The following is a 15730-nucleotide window of genomic DNA, read 5'->3' on the forward strand; positions in this document are numbered from 1 at the left end:
ATGAGCTTGACTTTGGCGCCTTTGTCCATTTCAGCGTCACGCGCCTTAGACAAGCTCCAGCAGATCAAGGCGGGACAGGCAAAACTCCATGGGATGGCGGTTCCCGTGCTGACCCGCGTGGAGGAGGAGCACAGGGCGATTTACACTCAGTTGGAAATATCCTTTCCTAAAATCAAGAGCTTATAAGGTTTGTAGTACGAAAAACCCTATTGGTGTTTTTATAACACACTGAAAATGCTCCATATCCGTTTTTGGCGGTGTTAAAGTTCGGGGGATCGAAGTTGGACTGAATAGACTGGCAAAATAATAAAAGGCGGGAAGACGGCGTCCCTCGGCCAAGGTAGCCGCCGTCCTCCCTCGGACGACGGAAGTTCCACCGTTCCTGACAGAATTTACGCATAATTGCCGGTTCCCGTCAAGGTCCGGAATGTTGGAGCCTCCGCGTCCTGTCAATTCTTATCGGAGGAGTAATATACAGGAGGCGGTATAATGAAGAAGAAGTTTGGTTTATTGGCAGGATTGATCTGCCTGGGGCTTTTATGCGCCCCGGTTTACGCCGAGGAGGAAAAGGCGGCCAAAGAAATGGACCAAATGGTGGTAACGGCCACCAAGACGGAAACGCCCTTGCGGGAAGTTGCGGCGTCCGTGGATGTTCTGGACAGAGAGGAGCTTGAACTGCGCTCCCAGCCTAATGGAGACTTTATCGACCTGCTCAGAAACATTCCTGGCATGACCGTGGCTCGGGCTTATGCGCCCTTCCCGGCCACCGTGCGTATGCGCGGCGGCGTGGGCCAGACCGTGATTTTGGTCAATGGCCTGCCCGTGGATTTTAAGATGAGCCAGTCCATCCCCAATGAAATCATTGACCGGGTGGAAATCGTCAGAGGGCCTACCTCGGCGATCTATGGCGCGAACGCAACCGGCGGCGTCATCAACATTATCACCAAGACGGGAAGCGAGAACCTGCGCGCTGAAATTCGCGGCGGCGGCGGAACTTCGGGCACGTACCGGACCAGCGTCATGACCGAAGGCAAGGAAGACAACGTGGGCTTTGCCTTTGCCGGACATTACGGCGGATCGGCCGGCGAAAACGTGGTCAAGAATAATAATAACCCTACCATCCACATGATCAACAAATGCAAGTACAACAAATCCGGCGCCGCGGCTTCCGGCCAGTACGATTTCGGCAGGGCGTCCTCCGTCTCTTTGTTTTACAACTACTGGTGGGGGGACTACATGCGCGGCCGCGTGTATTACGGCGGCGAGTGGGAGCGGAACTTCGCCAATGTGAAATTCAACCAGGGCTTCAACGACATGTTCGACATGCAGGTGAACCTGGCCTATCACGTGGACGATTTGCTGCATACCTATGATAAAGGCGGCACAAACTATTACACGCCTCATCAACGGCGCTACACGGACTATGAAGCCATTCCCATAGACGTCCAGTTTAACGGGCATTTTTTTGAAGGCAAAAACACCCTTGCTGTTGGGTATTTTCATAATGATACAAGCGAGGAGCAGGACTATCGGGATTGGAACACCAACCAGGAGCTGAACCTGATCCGTTACTCCACGGAAACCTGGGCCGTTTATGCTCAGGACACCTGGAAAATATTGGACAACCTGATCCTTTCCACGGGCATCCGTTACGACGATTGGAAAAACTACGATAACTACTTCGGCAACTACGTTAACAAAACCCCGGAGGAAAGAACGGAAGACAACTGGAGCCCCAGAGTCGGCCTGCGCTACAACTTCAACACAGCCACCTCCGTCTGGGCCAATTACGGGCAAGGCTTTAACACGCCTACGGCCACCCAGCTTTACGACGACCGCACAGCCGGCGGCAACCAGCGCATCCCCAACCCGAACCTTCAGCCGGAAAAAACCCATTCCTACGAACTGGGTGCGGACCATTGGTTCGGCAATATAGCCAATGTCAAGCTGGTGGGCTTTCACACCTATACGGAAGACACGATTCTTTCCAGCTTCACTTCCGCCAACACGGTAACCAATGAAAACATAGGTAAAACCGAGTCCACGGGACTTGAACTAAACCTGGACTTTTTCATCACGCCCGAATGGAGCACCGGCGGCAACTATACTTATAATACCGCGGAAGTGGACGAAAATCCGGTGGATCGCACGCTGGAAGGCAAAATCCTGGTATACGCCCCCGAACATCAGTTCAACTGGGACGTGACTTACAAAAAGCCCGAAGACATCACGGCTTGCCTGTCCGTTCGGTACAAAGGCGACCAGCAGGTCAATGCCACCAACACCAAGTACAACGCCGTTGACGAGCAGCTTTACATGAACAGCGCCTGGGTGGTGGATTTCAAGGCCACCAAGACGATCCTCAAGGACAAGTGGATCCTGGATAAAGCGGATTTCTCTTTCTACATTGATAATATCTTTAATGAGAAATACCGCACCATGATCTATTACGAAGATCCGGGCACAACCGTGTACAGCGAAATCGCTTTGTATTTTGACTAAACCCAAGGTCTGTTTATAAAAAAGGCATTCAAGCCTATAACGATATTCATCGGCCTTCTCCTGGTTTTGGCCTGCCTGTTTACGGCCTGCCAAAACCAGGAGAAGGCCTCCGAGGCCGGGGAGTTGGTTTTTCGCATTGGTTCCCCCATGACAGTCCGAAGAGTCAACTCCCTGGCCGATTACGGGTACAGCACGCTTGCCATGCTCATGACCCACGACACCCTGGTGCGCTTTGACGAAAACCTGCGCCCCATCCCTCAACTGGCCAGCAAATGGCGATCCAACGAAAACGCCACGGAGTGGGTCTTCACCATTACGGACAAAGCCAAATGGCATGACGGCGTTCCCGTAACTCCGGAAGACATTGTTTTTACATTTAATTATTTGGCGGATGCCAAGGTTGCAGGATACTCATGGGTTAAACAATTCATTGATGAAATGGTCATTGACGGGCAGGATGTTATTTTTCGCCTGAACAAGCCCTACAGCCGGTTTTTAAGCCAGGGCGGGTACATCGTCCGCATTCTGCCCAAGCATGTCTGGGAATGGATTTCCGACCCGGAAAGAGCTGAAGACGACAAATTGTCAATAGGTTGCGGGCCGTTTTTATTCCAATCCTTTAACATGCAATCCAATCAGGTGACATTCGTTAAAAATCCCGATTATTATCTGGGCGCGCCTCTTGTAGACAAGGTGGTGTACACCTTTTATAAAAACCAGGACGTCCTGACCATGGCCCTGGCCAATGGAGAAGTGGACGCATTTTACAAATACGCCTCCGGGTATCCGCCGGGAAAAGCTGTGCGCCTGAAAAACCAGGAAGGGATAACGGTTGCCAAAGCTCCTTCCCTGGGAGTTCCGGCGGCTATGGGGTTCAATCCCCACGTAGCCCTGACAGCCGATCTGCGGGTTCGCAAGGCCATTACGTTGGCCATCAATTACAAACGCATCGGCGACAGCGTGGCCGTGGGGGAGGCCCAGGTTCCCGGGCCGGGATTTGTGCCAGCGTCTTTTCCCTGTTTCGCCCACATGCCCGCGTTTCATACGGATATCGACCAAAGCAAGGCACTGCTGGCGGAAGCCGGGCTGATTGACCATGACGGAGACGGCATTCTGGAAACCCCGGAGGGCGAGCCGGTTTGCCTGAAGCTCATCGCCCGGTCCGACCTGTTCGGCGACAAACAGGCGACCAAGCTGCTCATCCATGATCTGGCTCAGGTAGGAATCGCAGTGGAGGTGATGTCGGCGGATCTTTCCACCTGGATGGCCAAAATCAATAAAGATGACTACCACCTGATCCTGTTTCGGGCCACGCCGTGGGGGATGCTCATGGGACCGGGATACGGAACCGGCTATTTTGACTCCCGCACCAAGGGGAGCGGCCGCCTGTCCAGCCTGGATAGTCCGGCTTTTCACGCCTTGTGCGACAAAATCCTGGCCACCACCGACCCGGATAGGTTGAAAGAGTTGTATACGGGCGTCCAGGAGCAATACGCCTCCCAACTGCCGGCCATCGCCCTGTATTGGACCAATAACCTGTACCCCTATTCCGATAAATGGGAAGGCCTGGTGGTTAACCAGATTGAGGGAGGCCTTGCCAATCGCCTGACCTGGAAAAGCCTGCGGAAAAAAGCAGGCGCCGGGGAGGCCGGATCGTGAGGCGGTTTTCCGGGCTTGCGCGCTACGCCGTTGTCTTATTGGTGATTGTGAGCGCGCAGTTTTTCCTGTTTCGGGCCATGCCGGGAGATCCCCTGATACACGTTTTGGGCGAAGAGGGCTATCTTCTGGCATCCATGAATCCCGAAGAAATGGCCCGGCTGCGTGTGGAATACGGCCTGGACAAGCCCCTGCCTCTCCAGTTCGCCTCCTATTTATGGGAGACGGTGCATGGCCGCCTGGGATGGTCCTCCACCTGGAACATGCCGGTTTTTAAAATAATTATGGATCGTCTCCCCTGGACGCTTCTTTTGATGTTTCCATCCATCATGCTGTCTGTTTTCTTTTCCGCCCTCTTGGGAACCTGGGCGGGATGGACAAACGATTCCCTGCCCCAAAAATGGGTTTCCGGGTTTTTCTTGCTCCTTTACTCCTTTCCGGGATATTGCCTGGCGCTGCTCTTGGTGGCCGCGCTTGGATTCGGGTGTGCAATTTTTCCTACAGGAGGCATGGTCCCGTTAGGAAACCCGGGGCAGGGATTTTCGTTGCTGGATGCAGCCAGGCACATGGCCTTACCCGTCCTTTCCCTGGCCTTAAGCGGAACGGCGTACAAATTTTTGGTCATGAAAAGCGCGGTCATGGACATTACGGATCAGGAATACGTTTTGACCGCCGTGGCCAAAGGCTTGTCTCCGTTTCGGGTTGCGGTTTTTCACGTTTTTCCCAACGCCCTGCCCCAATTGATTCATTTGGCGGCCATGAGCCTGGGACATATGGTTTCAGGCGCCCTGCTGATCGAGGTGGTTTTCTCGTGGAACGGCATGGGCGTGTTGATGCACGAGGCGGTCATGACCAGGGATTACCCCTTGCTCATGGGATCGTTTTTGGTGCTGACCTTTTGCGTGATGCTGGCAAACGCCCTGGCCGATCTGCTGCACAAAGCCGTGGACCCCAGGGTAAGGGACGGCGCGTATGGGGCTTGATCAAAAAAAAGCGCGCCTGTTGATGCTGGCTGTTTCGGCTGTGACGCTCCTGGCGATTTTCGCCCCTTCCCTCATCGCGCCCCAAAGCATGAATGAATTGGGCAGCCCCTATCTGCCGCCCGGCCCCGGGCACGTGCTGGGGACCAACGACATTGGGCAGGATCTCCTGTCCGAACTGGTTTTCGGCGCACGGGCTTCGCTGCTGGTGGGCCTGCTTTCCGCGCTGATCGCCACGGCCGCCGGGGCTTTGGCGGGCGCCCTGGCCGGATATTTTCGCGGCAGGACCGACGCTTTGCTCATGGGCCTTACGGACATGTTTCTGGCCATTCCAGGCTTGCCTCTGATTATCATCCTGGCGGCCTTTCTGGGGCCGGGCATGGGCAACATCGTATTTGTCATATCCCTTTTATCCTGGGCGCCCACCGCCCGGATCATCCGCTCTAAAGTCCTAAACCTGCGGGAGCAGGAATTCATCCTGAATGCAAGATGCCTGGGCGCCGGGCATATGTATCTTATATTTCGGCACATTCTCCCCAACACGGGAGACCTCATCCTGGCTAAGGCGATCCTGGCCGCTGCAGCCGGGATGATGGCCGAGGCCGGACTCAGTTTTTTAGGCTTGGGAGACCCGGTCAGCAAGAGCTGGGGCGGGATGATTCACGACGCCTTTTCCTGCGGCGCCCTGACCAATGGAGCGTATTGGTGGTATTTGCCTCCCATTTTTTGCCTGAGCCTGTTTGTGTTGGCCTTTTCCGTGATTTCCAACGCCTTTCTACAGGCCAATCAAAGCCCGGCCATGTCCGCCGGAAATTATTACGGACGCAATCCTTCCAATGCGAAAGAGGCGGCTTGCAACGCCTCCCCTGCCCCGGCGCTGTTGGAGTTTAAAAACCACAGCGTGTCCTTTCCGCAACGGGGAGGCGAAATCGTGCAGGCGATCCAAGGGCTTGACCTGACGGTTCAAGCAAACGAAAAAATTGCGGTCCTGGGGCTTTCGGGCAGCGGTAAAAGCCTGCTCTTGCTCTCCATAATTGGAGTGAGCCTGCCCAAAGGAAATTATTCCGGCCGGGTGCTGGCCTGCGGTGAGGATGTGGTGGGCAAGACTCAGGAAGAGCTATGCCGTTTGCGCCGCAATTTTGCGGCATATACGCCCCAGGGGACCGGCAATGGATTGAACCCCGTCATGAAGATCGAACGGCAAATCATGGAGTGCATTCCGGGAGAAAATGATAAAAACGGTCAAGCGGTTGTGGAGCTACTCGCCATGGCCGGGCTTGACGACCCGGAACGGACCGCCCCCAATTATCCCCATCGCCTTTCCGGCGGGATGAAGGAAAAAGTCCTGGCCGCCATGGCGTTGGCCAGCCCCGCAAAGCTCATCCTGGCTGACGAGCCCACCAAGGCCTTGGACCCGGATTCGTGCAAGGCGGTCACCAAGGCCTTTGCATCCTTGAAAGACCGGGCCATGATCGCCGTAACCCACGATCTGGACTTCGCCCGAACCATAGCCACCCGGGTGTTGGTTTTGCACCAGGGCCGCATTGTGGAAGACGCGCCTGCATCGCAATTTTTCGAAAATGCGCTGCATCCTTTTTCCCTGGCTTTGCTCCGGGCTGTGGCCATGGAGGGTTGGAAGCCGGAGGGGGTTGACAAAGCGTCCGGCATGGAAGCCCAAATGCAAGAGGCTTGTTCATTTATCCGGGAATGCCCTTTTGCCTGGGAAAAATGCCGTAACCGCCCTCCCCTGTTTTTCCAGGGCGATCAAAAAATCAGGTGTTGGCGCTATGCTGCTTAAATCAAGGGACATTAAAAAGACGTATCCGGTTCCGGGAAAAGCCCGCAAAAAAGTGGTGCAGGCCCTGGGCGATCTGGAAATCCAACAAGGCGCCCGCATCGGCCTTATGGGCGTCAGCGGCGTGGGCAAGACCACCCTGGGGCTGATTCTGGCGGGATTGGTCCGGCCTGACTCCGGCCGGGTGCTGTTTCACGAAAAGCCTATACACAGGCTGAGAGGCGCCCAGTGGAAGAATATGCGGAAATGCATCCAGATGGTTTTTCAGCATCCTGAGTCGGCCTTTGACCCGCGCTGGAAAATGCGGAAAAGTCTGGAAGAGCCTTATAGAATCCACGGCTTGCCCATTGAAAAAGGCGGTCTGGAATCCGTATTGGAGGAAATGGGGCTTCCCAAGGGCGTTCTGGACCGCTACCCCTCCCAGCTTTCGGGCGGGGAGCTCCAACGGGCCGCCCTGGCCCGGGCCTTATGCCTTAAGCCGGATTTGGCGGTTTTGGACGAGCCCACCAGCATGCTGGACCCCCTCACCCAATCAAGAATCCTGGCCGTGATTCAAAAAAGCCTGAAAAGGCGCAACACAGCCTGCCTGTTCATCACCCACAACCTGCATGTGGCCAAGGCGGTCTGCTCCCAATGCTATGTTTTGGAAGAGGGCCGGCTGGAGAACCTGTTTTAACGTGGGTTCTTGACTTTGAGATTCACCGCTCATATCCAAACCAATTAACTATCTGATTTAATTATGATAGATAGTGCGAACTCAGGCCATTATAAAGACGCCCTATACCTTGCCGTTCGAGAATGGGTAGCCCGGGCAGCGTTGTTTGCTGCCCGGGTGCGCCAGCACATGTGGTTTTAAGACAGCCTTTGCAAAGGATGAGTTGTGCGACTTCTTAATTGGGCGCTATCAATAGTTCTTAGAGGGCTTTGATCTCCATAGGATAAAAGGATGTTTGTCTTGTAAAAACATATCCTTCGGACCCTGGCAGGATACTGCTCTGCCAGGGCTGCCCAATTATGATGCTATTTCGGTTATTTTAGACGTTGAAAGGGGAAAGCAAATCCCTTGTCCCATTTACTCACCGCTTATTCGTAGTCCCGCTCTTTCCACCAGGGATAAAAGTCGGGCATGTTTTTGGTGACTGTGTCCGTAAAGTTGGGGGTGCGTTTTTCCAGGAAGGACTCGATGCCCTCCTTGGCGTCGGCCGAGGCGCCCAGGGCGAAAATGCCCCGCGTATCCAGCTTGTGCGCCTCCACGGGATGATCGGCGCCCAGCATTTTCCACATCATCTGCCGGGCCAAAGCCACGGAAACCGCCGAGGTGTTGACGGCAATCTCCAAAGCCAACTTCCGGGCTTCCACGTAAACCTCTTCCGGCTCGTGTACGCTGCGCACTAAACCGGCGCGCAAGGCTTCCTCCCCGTTGAATATCCTGGCGGAATACACCCATTCCAAAGCCTGGCTGATGCCGACCAGCCGGGGCAGAAACCATGAGGAGCAGGCTTCCGGGATGATCCCGCGCGCTGCAAAAACAAAGCCCAGCTTGGCTTTGTTGGAAACCAGACGCATGTCCATGGCGAGCGTCATGGTCAGGCCCACGCCCACGGCCGAGCCGTTAATGGCGGCGATGACGGGCTTGGTGCAGTCGAAAATCCGGCGGGTCAGGCGGCCTCCGGTGTCTCCCTTGCTGATATCAAAATCAAAGGTGGAGTCGTCGCCGTCCCAGGTGGCGGCGCCCATGCTGAGATCCGCTCCCGCGCAAAAAGCCCGCCCCGCTCCGGTGACGATGACGGCTCGGACCGAGTCGTCGGCGTCCGCCTGGTCGAAGGCGTCCATCAATTCATTGAACATGCGCACCGTAAAGGCGTTCATCTTGTCCGGCCGGTTGAGCGTGATGGTCAGAATTCTGTCTTCAATCTCATATAAAATCTCTTGATATTCCATGGAATTCTCCGCCGTTTTCTTGAAAAATTTTTCGAAGGAAATTTTACGCCGCCCGCAAAGGCTAAGGGTTTATCGCTTGAATGCATGCCCTATTCCTTATCACGGATGTGCTAGAATTGACACTGATTTTCAACGGACGGATTTCAGGGATTTCATTCTAATCGATTTGGCTGAAAATGCGTTTTTCTTGTCATTGCAGACAAGCATGGGCTAATCTATACTTATTCCAACTTGCAAGGACGGGAGGCGCATATGCCGCATGTGATTGAAATTGTACTATTCCCCGAGGTTTTGGGTCTGGACGTTTTTGGGCCGGTGGAGGTTTTCCATACGGCGTCCAGGATTTTGGAGCAAACCCAGGGAATCAAGCAGGCGTATTCCTTTCGGTTCGCCGCTGCAGAGGCGGGGCCGATCAGATTAAGCTCGGGCGCGGAAATAATGGCCCAGACAGACTTCATCGAGCCTTTTCAGGGAGACATGCTTTTGATTCCCGGCGGACTGGGAGCGCACATGATGGCGAAAAATGCTGACTTTGTGAAGATCATCCGGGATCGGGCCAAACAGGCGAAACGCATTTTATCGGTGTGCCACGGGGCCTTTCTATTGGCGGCGGCCGGGCTTCTGGACGGGAAAAGAGCAGCCACTCATTGGCTGGGCGCGGACGACCTGGCCGCGCAATACCCCAAGGTGCGCGTGGAGCCGGACGCCATATTCATCCAGGACGGCGCCGTGTACACCAGCGCCGGGGTGACCGCCGGCATTGATCTGGCTTTGGCGGTTGTAGAGGAGGATTTCGGCATGGCTACCGCTCTGGACGCCGCCCGGATGCTGGTCCTTTATTACAAACGCCCGGGCGGCCAATCCCAGTTCAGCACTCCTTTGAAAGCCCAGGAAGCGGCGGGGAAGCGCTTCTCACCACTGCATAACTGGCTTTTAAAAAACCTGGAGTCGGACATTTCCGTGGAAGACATGGCTAACCGATCCGCCATGAGTGAAAGGAACTTCGCCCGGGTTTTCAAGTCGGAAACCGGCATGACTCCGGGAAAGTATCTGGAAGCCTTGCGCCTGGACAGAGCCCGGGAAATTTTGATTTCCGGCGGCGAGTCCCTGGACGGCGTCGCCCAGGCCAGCGGCTTCGGCAGGGAGGAGCGATTTAGGAGGGCATTTTACCGCAAGTTCGGCGTGACGCCTTCCCAATACCGCCTGCACTTTGCAGCAGGATAAAACAAACCACCTTGGCCGCCCAGGACGCGGTCAAAAAAAAGGAATATGACAATGAAAATTCAACTCATCAGAAACGCGACCATGAAAATCGAATACGGCGGCAAGACCTTTTTGACGGACCCCATGTTGTCGCCCAAGGGCGCCATTCGGTCTTTCGCCGGGATTGCGGAAAACCCCACCATAGACCTGCCCATATCCGTGGATGAAGTCTTGCAGGGCGTGGACGCAGTAATTGTCAGCCACAATCACCCCGATCATTTGGACGAGCCCGCCCTGGCCGGCCTGGATAAAACCCTGCCTGTCTTTTGCCAGCCCTGCGACGATTCTTTCCTTGTTGAAAAGGGATTTGAGCGGGTTTTTCCCATCAATTCCAAACACACCTGGGAAGGCATTGATTTCCACCGCACCGGAGGCAGGCACGGCCAGGGGGAAATAGGCAAGCTCATGGGAGAGGTTTCGGGATTTATCCTGCAGGCTTCGGGCGAGCCCACGCTTTATTGGGCGGGGGACAGCATTTGGTGCGACGAGGTCAAGGAGGCGATCAAGAAGTTTTCTCCTGACGTGATCATTACCCACTCAGGCGGGGCCGCCCTTCCCGGGCACGACCCCATCATCATGACCGGGGAACAAACTATGGCCCTGGTTCAGGCGGCGCCTGACGCCAAGGTGGTCGCCGTGCATATGGAGTCCTTGGATCACTGTACAGTGACTCGTGAGGGCTTGCGGAAAATGGGAGACGAAGCGTCCATCCCTGGTTCGCGCCTGATCATCCCTAAAGACGGAGAGACGGTCAACTTGTAGTGCTATGGTTCTGATGAATGATTTCGGGGACGCGAAGCCTTTTTTTGCTGAGACTTATAACACCAGGTTTGGAATTAAGCGTCGCGGCCCCGAAACCAAAGGATATTACTGAGATTGTCCGCCGCCCCTCCGCCCTCTCGGCGGTTGAGGGCAACTGCTCAAACGGCTGATGGCGTCGCTGGCCTCCTGTTGGGTCAGCAGCCCGCATGAAACGGCCTGATTCAGCATATTTTCAGATTCCGTTTTTACGGCCGCCTGGAAGGTTTCCTGGTCCACGCCAGCGTTTTCCAGGATGGAACGCATATCAACCCGTCCTCCGGAAGAAGACTCCAGTGCGGAGGGAACCGAGCCCGTAAGGTCCTGCAGAACCCGTTTTACTACAGCTTGCTGAAAAGCGTTCCCTAAGGCTCCGCCTCCTCCTGGAGGACCTCCCGAAGGGGGACCCTGATTGGACGAAGAATAATTTCCGCAGACTGCCAGGGACGCAGCCGCCAGGAAAATGATCAAAGTCATTAAAACCGTTTTCTTTTTCATGCTCTTCTTGCTCCTCTGCGTTAAGCGGGGCCCGGCCTGCATAAATACTCAATGACTCCGGGACGCCCTTATGATTGGGTGAAAATCCAAAGACTCTTACAACCCCAATTAGTGTTGATGCTTTATCGTTCTTTGATGTGAGTCGTTGGTTTGTGCGGCCTGAGTTACAGATATAATGCGTTAGGGATTAAAAACGGTTTCAATGTTCGAAATATCACCGAAGCCGTATAAATCTCCGGCGGCGGCGTCCGATAGTTTCGGACGCCGCCTGGCGGCTGTTAATTGTACGAAACAGAGGGTTTATTGGGCCAGGTTACGTTTTCCGGGCCTTCTTTCGCTCCTTGCGGGACGATTGTTGACGTCATCCTTGATGGCGTCCGCCTCGTCCTGGGTGATCAGGCCGCAGTCGGCCGCCTTTTGAGCCATGGCAATGGTTTCAGCGTCCATGGCCTGGCAAAAGGCGTCCCGGTCGACTCCCGACGCCTCAATGATCGCCCGCATGTTCATGGGGCGGGAAGAGTCGGAGACTTCCACTGCCTGGCCCGTCAAGTCTTGCAAAACGCGTTTGGCCATGGAATCGTGAAACACCTTGCCCATCATTGAGCCGGGGCCGGGGCCTTGATGACGCATTTCGCGCCTGCCGCGGTCTTGGGAAGGACGCTCGTAGTCGCCAGCAAATGCAAAAGACGCGATAGCCAGGAAAAACATTGCCGAAATAACGATTGCTTTTTTACTCATGATAATATCCTCCATGTTCAGGTTTGCGCCGCCCGTCCGTTCTGTTTTGGGTCGCGGCGTTCTATGGTTTCTAAGATAAGGAGCGAATGTGGAGAAAATATCGAGACAATCCATTTAGAATATGGGGATTGTTTGCAGGGCTTGAATCAACGAATCAATTAGGCTAACACAATGATCGGAAGGTAAGCATTCGCGTTCCCCATCCGAATAAGGACATGCAATGAAGCTATCCCATAAGTTCCTGGCCGCCATTTTGAGCTACACCCTGTTGCTGATCATTCTCATGGCGGGAAGCGTGGCCTTTTTCGCCAACCGGAATTTTTCGGAATACGTAACCAACGTGGAATTGGAAAATCTGGACCCTCTGGCCCAGGGGCTTGCCCAATCTTATGCGAAATCCGGCGGATGGGATTTGTTCCGCGAAAATCCCCAGGCATGGGGGCAAATGGTAATGCAATATTCGAAAAACCTCCGCCTTGGCCGAATGGAGGTTGAAGCCGCCAAATCGAAGCAAGGCATGCAAAACAGGCAAGGACGAACCGCCCCCCCTCCCCGGCCGGACTTCCAGGGTCGCCAGTTGCGCAGGTTGTCCCTGTTTGACGCGGACAAAAAGATTGTTTTTGGAAATCCCCAGCTCAAAGGCCAGAGCCTTTTGCCCATTGAATTGGACGGAAAAACCATAGGCCATATCGGCCTGAAGCAGCGGGATCACCTGCAACACCCTTTGGACAGCGTTTTTTTGCGCCAGCAGACCAAGGTGTTCTTCGTCATCTCCCTGGCCGCCCTGATATTGGGAGGCGCGGCCTCCTTTTTCCTGGCGCGCAAACTCACCAATCCCATCAAAGCCCTGACCCATGGAGTTCGAAAGCTGCAAGCCCGACAGTTTGACGCCCGCATCAACCTGAATTCCAGGGACGAACTGGGCGAACTCGCCCGGACCTTCAACTCCATGGCGCAAACCCTGGCCCGTTACGAAGCCGCCAGAAAGCAATGGGTAATGGACGTGGCCCACGAACTGCGCACGCCTCTATCCGTCTTGCAGGTGGAAATCGAGGCCATGCAGGACGGAATCAAAAGGGTGGATGACAACGCCTTGGAATCGTTGCGGGCGGAGGTGCTGCATCTGGGGCGGATCGTTCAGGATCTGCACGAGCTGTCCCTGGCGGAAAGCAAAATGCTCAAAATGGAGAAACTGGAAATCAGGCCGCTGTCCGTACTCCAGGAAACCCTGCAACGCTTTATGGAAAGGTGCTCCAAAGAAGGCTTGATGCTTGAAAACAGACTGCCCAACGGCCCCGGCCCTTTGGTTCTTACTGATAAAGACAGGCTGCTCCAGCTTTTTTCCAACCTCCTGGAAAATGCTTTAAGGTACACGGACAAGCCGGGAACGCTTACAGTGGGGCAAGGGGTTTCAGAGGATGAACTGGTTGTATTTTTTGAGGATTCCGGCCCCGGAGTCGATGAAGAGCATTTGGATCGACTATTTGACAGGTTTTACCGGACAGACGCCTCCCGCAACCGAAACAAAGGCGGCAGCGGCATTGGCCTTGCCCTGTGCAAAAGCATCACGGAAGCCCATGGAGGGCGAATCCGCGCTCTAAAAGGCGATTCCGGCGGGCTGCGGGTGGAAGTCGCCCTGCCCCTAACCAAGGCTTCTCCCAAGGAGTAGACATGACAAAGCAGGCATTCATCCTGATCGTGGAAGACGAACCGAAAATCGCCGAAGGCCTGGCAGCCTACCTGGAAAATGCGGGCTTTTCCACCCATTGCCTGGACCGGGGCGACCGCGCGGCGAGATTTGTCAGGCAGGAGGCGCCGGACCTGGTGCTGCTGGATATTATGCTGCCCGGCAAGGACGGCATGGAGGTCTGCAAGGAGTTGCGGAGCTTCTCCCAAATTCCCATCATCATGCTGACAGCCCGTGTGGAGGAAATCGACCGGCTCTTGGGCCTGGAATTGGGCGCGGACGACTATATTTGCAAACCGTTCAGCCCTCGCGAGGTGGTTGCCCGGGTCAAGGCGGTCTTGAGGAGGTCCAATCCGCCCCAGGAAGAATCAAAACGGATTACGGAAGGCCCAATCATCCTGGACGAGGACTCCAGAGAGGTGAGTGTGGGCGGCAATTCCTTAAAATTAACGCCCAGCGAGTTCATGATATTGAAAGTGATGATGTCCCGGCCGAACCGGGTGTTCTCCCGGAACGAGTTGTTGGACCTTGCCATTGGCTCGCAGTTCGAGGGATACGACCGCACTATCGACTCCCACATCCGCAACCTGCGGAAGAAAATCAAGAAAGCCCTGCCCGACCTGGAATGCATCCACTCCATCTACGGCGCGGGGTATAAATTCAATATTTCATAATACTTATAAAAACAGATATTAAAAACACCAATAAAACAAATGTATTACAAAGAACTATTCTTTTCATGGTTTCTTTTTCCACTCAAAGAAAACTCATCGTAAGGATAGAAGGTTTTTTGAAGCCTTTTTATTGGTTATGTATCCGTTTTGAGCGAACCAAACCAGGGCGTCGCGTATGGACTGCCTAAGCGGACGAGGGGTGTATCCCAGTTCCTTTTTGGCGCGGGAGCAATCCGCCCGCAGACCTTTTATCCCGATATTTACTTCAGAAGGCGTCAGCAATGGCGGTTTTTTTGTTACGGTCTGGCTGTACCGCAGCAACAGGCTTCCAGCCGCCTTTGCTAAAGGAGCGGGAGCGGGAAGAAGGAGTTTTTTCATCCCGGCGATCTCCAAGGCGGTCCTGACGATGGTCTCGTAGGCGAGATTTTCCCCGCCCAGCAAGTAGCTCCGGCCGGGCTCGCCCTTTTCCATGGCCAGGATGTGCCCCGCAGCCACATCGCGCACATCCACCATATTTGCTATGGATTGAAAACGAAATGCGACAGGCAGATTGACGGCGCTGGTCAGCATGCGGCCCGTGGGCGTGGGGCCGTAATCTCCCGGGCCGAGAGGACCGCACGGCGCGACAATGGTTGCATTAAGGCCTTTTTCGCAAAACGCGGCGACCACTTGGTGAGATGCGTATTTGGTCCATGCGTAATAGGATCCGGAGTCGCCTAATGCAAAAGGGCTGTTTTCGTCGGCGTCCTTATCCGGCCCCTGCCCTCCAAACAAGGCGATGGAACTGCAATAGACCGTTTTTTCAACATCCAACTCGCCGGCCAGACGCATGACGTTTCGCGCGCCTTCCACATTCACCTTATGCATGAGCTGCATATTGGGAATCCACAGGGCGTATATGGCCGCAAGATGATAGACTTGATTGCAGCCGCTCATGCATCTTTGGATGGAATCAACATCCAGGACATTGCCTTCCATCAATTCCACATCCAGCCCGGACAGGTTTCTCAAATCATCTCCAGGCAGATGAAAAACCCTGACATTCACCCCTTTTTCAATCAGTTGCCTGACCAGATTGGAGCCGATAAAACCAGCCCCGCCCGTGACCATAACTGTATCCTGCTTTCGGATCATGACGCCCCCTCCGCGTTTTCCGAACAGGTTATGTGAAGGCAGGCCGGATAGCCCCCTTGTCTAT

Annotated in this window: 14 protein-coding genes; 10 read left to right on the forward strand and 4 right to left on the reverse strand. The window is 54.7% G+C overall.

From position 1 onward, the window contains the following. The 6 genes from G491_RS35980 to G491_RS31685 form a co-directional block, all read left to right on the forward strand. A partial coding sequence (locus tag G491_RS35980) for a hypothetical protein (protein ID WP_035219628.1) occupies positions 1-186 on the forward strand: 186 nt, incomplete at its 5' end. A 303-nt stretch (positions 187-489) separates the two neighbouring features. Next, on the forward strand, positions 490-2502 hold the full coding sequence (locus G491_RS0120015) for a TonB-dependent receptor (RefSeq protein ID WP_028315836.1): 2013 nt from the start codon (positions 490-492) through the stop codon (positions 2500-2502). Positions 2503-2649: 147 nt separating this feature from the next. Beyond that, complete coding sequence (locus G491_RS0120020; RefSeq protein ID WP_157468424.1) at positions 2650-4161, forward strand: ABC transporter substrate-binding protein; 1512 nt, start codon at positions 2650-2652, stop codon at positions 4159-4161. Continuing rightward, positions 4158-5141 carry an ABC transporter permease gene (locus G491_RS0120025; RefSeq protein ID WP_028315838.1) on the forward strand — a complete coding sequence of 328 codons (984 nt, stop codon included), beginning with the start codon at positions 4158-4160 and terminating at the stop codon, positions 5139-5141. The genes G491_RS0120020 and G491_RS0120025 overlap by 4 nt, the downstream gene beginning before the upstream one ends. Further along, the gene (locus G491_RS34280; RefSeq protein WP_051327402.1) at positions 5131-6936 is read left to right on the forward strand and encodes an oligopeptide/dipeptide ABC transporter ATP-binding protein; all 1806 of its coding nucleotides are present in this window, start codon (positions 5131-5133) and stop codon (positions 6934-6936) included. Before G491_RS0120025 ends, G491_RS34280 begins: the two co-directional genes overlap by 11 nt. Beyond that, the gene (locus G491_RS31685) at positions 6926-7609 is read left to right on the forward strand and encodes an ABC transporter ATP-binding protein (protein WP_035219630.1); all 684 of its coding nucleotides are present in this window, start codon (positions 6926-6928) and stop codon (positions 7607-7609) included. Before G491_RS34280 ends, G491_RS31685 begins: the two co-directional genes overlap by 11 nt. 407 nt (positions 7610-8016) lie before the next feature. Here the strand turns inward: G491_RS31685 and G491_RS0120040 are convergent, their stop codons facing one another. Then, entirely contained in the window at positions 8017-8874 is an 858-nt protein-coding gene (locus G491_RS0120040) for a crotonase/enoyl-CoA hydratase family protein (RefSeq protein WP_028315839.1), read from the reverse strand. Positions 8875-9126: 252 nt separating this feature from the next. Between G491_RS0120040 and G491_RS0120045 the strand changes: the two genes are divergently transcribed. Both G491_RS0120045 and G491_RS0120050 read left to right on the forward strand, forming a co-directional pair. After that, positions 9127-10098 (forward strand): GlxA family transcriptional regulator, encoded by a 972-nt coding sequence (locus G491_RS0120045; protein WP_028315840.1) that lies wholly within the window; start codon positions 9127-9129, stop codon positions 10096-10098. 51 nt (positions 10099-10149) lie between these two features. After that, positions 10150-10899 carry an MBL fold metallo-hydrolase gene (locus G491_RS0120050; RefSeq protein ID WP_028315841.1) on the forward strand — a complete coding sequence of 250 codons (750 nt, stop codon included), beginning with the start codon at positions 10150-10152 and terminating at the stop codon, positions 10897-10899. Between the two features lie 105 nt (positions 10900-11004). Here the strand turns inward: G491_RS0120050 and G491_RS0120060 are convergent, their stop codons facing one another. Beyond that, positions 11005-11433 carry a hypothetical protein gene (locus G491_RS0120060; RefSeq protein WP_028315842.1) on the reverse strand — a complete coding sequence of 143 codons (429 nt, stop codon included), beginning with the start codon at positions 11431-11433 and terminating at the stop codon, positions 11005-11007. Positions 11434-11733: 300 nt separating this feature from the next. After that, a complete protein-coding gene (locus G491_RS0120065; RefSeq protein WP_028315843.1) occupies positions 11734-12171 on the reverse strand; it encodes a hypothetical protein in 438 nt (145 codons plus the stop codon). A gap of 220 nt (positions 12172-12391) precedes the next feature. On the opposite strand from G491_RS0120065, the gene G491_RS31690 reads away from it, so the two are divergent. Further along, entirely contained in the window at positions 12392-13840 is a 1449-nt protein-coding gene (locus G491_RS31690; RefSeq protein WP_051327403.1) for an ATP-binding protein, read from the forward strand. Between the two features lie 2 nt (positions 13841-13842). After that, a complete protein-coding gene (locus G491_RS0120075; protein ID WP_028315844.1) occupies positions 13843-14532 on the forward strand; it encodes a response regulator in 690 nt (229 codons plus the stop codon). Positions 14533-14625: 93 nt separating this feature from the next. On the opposite strand, the gene G491_RS0120080 is transcribed toward G491_RS0120075, so the two are convergent. Continuing rightward, entirely contained in the window at positions 14626-15666 is a 1041-nt protein-coding gene (locus G491_RS0120080; RefSeq protein WP_028315845.1) for an NAD-dependent epimerase/dehydratase family protein, read from the reverse strand. Positions 15667-15730: the final 64 nt, after the last annotated feature.

This window comes from Desulfatibacillum aliphaticivorans DSM 15576 (genome assembly GCF_000429905.1).
Taxonomy (GTDB): Bacteria; Desulfobacterota; Desulfobacteria; order Desulfobacterales; family Desulfatibacillaceae; genus Desulfatibacillum; species Desulfatibacillum aliphaticivorans.

Bases quoted from the DNA above. Each gene is read 5' to 3' on its own strand.
- G491_RS0120065 (WP_028315843.1), bottom strand. From the start codon at position 12,171: ATGAGTAAAAAAGCAATCGTTATTTCGGCAATGTTTTTCCTGGCTATC.
- G491_RS0120050 (WP_028315841.1), top strand. From the start codon at position 10,150: ATGAAAATTCAACTCATCAGAAACGCGACCATGAAAATCGAATACGGC.
- G491_RS0120075 (WP_028315844.1), top strand. From the start codon at position 13,843: ATGACAAAGCAGGCATTCATCCTGATCGTGGAAGACGAACCGAAAATC.
- G491_RS34280 (WP_051327402.1), top strand. From the start codon at position 5,131: ATGGGGCTTGATCAAAAAAAAGCGCGCCTGTTGATGCTGGCTGTTTCG.
- G491_RS31690 (WP_051327403.1), top strand. From the start codon at position 12,392: ATGAAGCTATCCCATAAGTTCCTGGCCGCCATTTTGAGCTACACCCTG.
- G491_RS0120080 (WP_028315845.1), bottom strand. From the start codon at position 15,666: ATGATCCGAAAGCAGGATACAGTTATGGTCACGGGCGGGGCTGGTTTT.
- G491_RS0120015 (WP_028315836.1), top strand. From the start codon at position 490: ATGAAGAAGAAGTTTGGTTTATTGGCAGGATTGATCTGCCTGGGGCTT.
- G491_RS0120045 (WP_028315840.1), top strand. From the start codon at position 9,127: ATGCCGCATGTGATTGAAATTGTACTATTCCCCGAGGTTTTGGGTCTG.
- G491_RS0120060 (WP_028315842.1), bottom strand. From the start codon at position 11,433: ATGAAAAAGAAAACGGTTTTAATGACTTTGATCATTTTCCTGGCGGCT.
- G491_RS0120020 (WP_157468424.1), top strand. From the start codon at position 2,650: ATGACAGTCCGAAGAGTCAACTCCCTGGCCGATTACGGGTACAGCACG.
- G491_RS0120040 (WP_028315839.1), bottom strand. From the start codon at position 8,874: ATGGAATATCAAGAGATTTTATATGAGATTGAAGACAGAATTCTGACC.
- G491_RS31685 (WP_035219630.1), top strand. From the start codon at position 6,926: ATGCTGCTTAAATCAAGGGACATTAAAAAGACGTATCCGGTTCCGGGA.